At 28.1% G+C, this 2,493-nt stretch carries 2 protein-coding genes; both read left to right on the top strand.

The window, feature by feature from the left end:
• On the top strand, positions 1-914 hold a 914-nt coding region (locus E6A48_RS01115), incomplete at its 5' end, for a hypothetical protein (RefSeq protein WP_258018504.1).
• A 60-nt stretch (positions 915-974) separates the two neighbouring features.
• The coding region (gene dxs, locus E6A48_RS01110) for a 1-deoxy-D-xylulose-5-phosphate synthase (RefSeq protein WP_219708164.1) at positions 975-2,493 on the top strand (1,519 nt) is incomplete at its 3' end.

Raw genomic sequence — 2,493 nt, 5'->3', positions numbered from 1 at the left:
CTAACACAATGATTAAAGATGTATTTTATTTTTTGTTTATAATAGTTTCAAAGACTGTAATAGATTTAATTAGATTATTCGGAAATGTTATAATATTTGGATTTTTGCTTTATTTCATTTCTTACACAACAAGAAGATTATTTGCAAAGACTTTAGGAAGCAAGGCAGAATTATATATAACAGGCTGGATAGGCACTCCAATACATGAAATTTCTCATGCTTTATTTTGTATTATATTTAGGCATAGAATTGATGATATAAAACTTTTTAATACAAAATCTGATACAATAGGTTACGTTCTTCATAGTTATGATTCTCGCAGTTGGTATCAGCAACTTGGGAATTTTTTTATAGGCATAGCACCAATTATAGTTGGAAGTTTTATTGTTTATTTGCTTTTTATACTTTTACAGCCAGAGTTAAAAGAGAATATTTTTAATATACCAAAGATAAATTACAGCAGTAAATACGGCATTTTTTCTTTTGTTTATAATGAGTTTTTTAATATATTTAATTCAATTTATTATATATCAAAAAATATAATAAATAATATTCTTCTTAATTCTTCATTAAAGCAATTAAGTTTTTGGATATTTCTTTATCTTTCAATATCAATAGCTTCGCATATGGAATTAAGTCCTGCAGATATATCGCATGCATGGAAAGGTGTTATTGTATTGTTTGCTTGTATTCTCATTATAAACACTTTTTTGATACTCATTAAAATATTATTTAATATAGGCATACCAAAAAACGTTTTAATATTTATAAATAATTGTATTGATGCTTATACGCTTTTATTAATATTTTCTTTTATAATATCAATGTTTAATATGCTAATTTCTTATATAATATTAACACCTATTAATTATATTAGAAATGGCTATTTACTTAATCCTTTTAGCATTAGATAATTTGTTGAAAAAAATTATAATACTAATATAATAAAATAAAAACAAATTTAAAGAGGATATATGTATTTAGAAAACATTAACTCTATAGATGATTTAAAAAAACTTAGTGTAGAAGAGCTTCCAATTTTAGCTTCAGAGATAAGAGAGTTTTTAATAAAAAGTGTATCAGAGACAGGTGGACATTTAGGAAGTAATTTGGGTGTAGTTGATTTAACTATAGTTTTGCATTATTTATTTAATTCTCCTAGAGATGCTTTTATTTTTGATGTTGGGCATCAGGCTTATACGCATAAAATTCTCACAGGAAGAAAGAATAGATTTAACACTTTAAGAAAATATAAAGGTTTATCAGGCTTTCCAAAAAGAGAAGAGTCTGAACATGATATAGAAGAAACAGGGCATTCTTCAACTTCGCTTTCATTTTCTTATGGAGTAGCAAGTGCCAAAAAGATATTAGGCTATAGCGGAGAGGTTATAGCTATTATAGGTGACGGTGCTATGACAGGAGGAATGGCATTAGAAGCTATGAATAATATAGCACATACCGACAAAGATATGATAATAATATTAAACAACAATGAAATGTCTATTGGTAAAAACATAGGTGCTATTTCAAAGTTTTTAAATACTACTTTAAACGACAGCATTATTCAAGATGCTTCATATAAATTAAAAAATTTAGTTTCCACACTTCCATTTGGGGATATTGCAAATGAGTTTATAGATAGAGGAAAAGGTGCTATAAGAAGTTTTGTTGCTCCTGGTATAGCATTTAGCGGGCTTGGATTTAAATATTTTGGTCCTGTAGATGGTCATAATTATGAGGAGCTTATTGAAACATTTGAAAAAGTGAAATCTATACATGGTCTTAGAATTGTTCAGGTAAATACTATAAAAGGCAAGGGATATACTATAGCAGAAGAAAACCCTACAAAGTTTCATGGTATTGCTCCTTTTGATATAGAAACAGGTGAATTAAAAAAGAAGTCATCAAAAACTTTTTCTAATCTTGCTGGAGAATGCATAGTAGATGCTGCAAAAGAAGATAAAAGAATAATTGCAATAACTGCTGCAATGGAATCTGGAACAGGGCTTACTGAATACGCTAAACTTTTTAAAGACAGATATTTTGATGTAGGTATAGCAGAGCAGCATTCGGTTACATTTGCTGTAGGTCTTGCAGAGAGCGGACTTATACCTTATGTTTATTTATATTCAACATTTTTGCAGAGAGCTTATGACCAAGTTATACATGATGTTGGTATAATGAATGCTAATGTTAAGTTTATGATTGATAGAGCTGGTTTGGTGCCAGAAGATGGAGATACTCATCAAGGTGTATATGATATTTCATTTTTAAGCATTATTCCAAACATAGTAATAATGGCTCCTGTAGCTGAAAAAGATTTTAAAGATATGTTTATAGCTTCTTATAAATATAATGGTCCTACAGTAATGAGATATAATAAGTCTTCTATAAGAGAATGCGATAAAAGTATAATACCTGATAAGTTTGAAATTGGTAAGGCTCATATTATTAGAGAAGGCAAAAAAAATTGCATTATAAGTTATGGACAGA

The sequence above is a fragment of the Brachyspira pilosicoli genome, from assembly GCF_019402445.1.
Classification (GTDB): Bacteria; Spirochaetota; Brachyspiria; order Brachyspirales; family Brachyspiraceae; genus Brachyspira; species Brachyspira pilosicoli_B.
The sequence above is the reverse complement of the archived record's forward strand: the minus strand, read 5'-3'. Positions and strand labels throughout refer to the sequence as shown.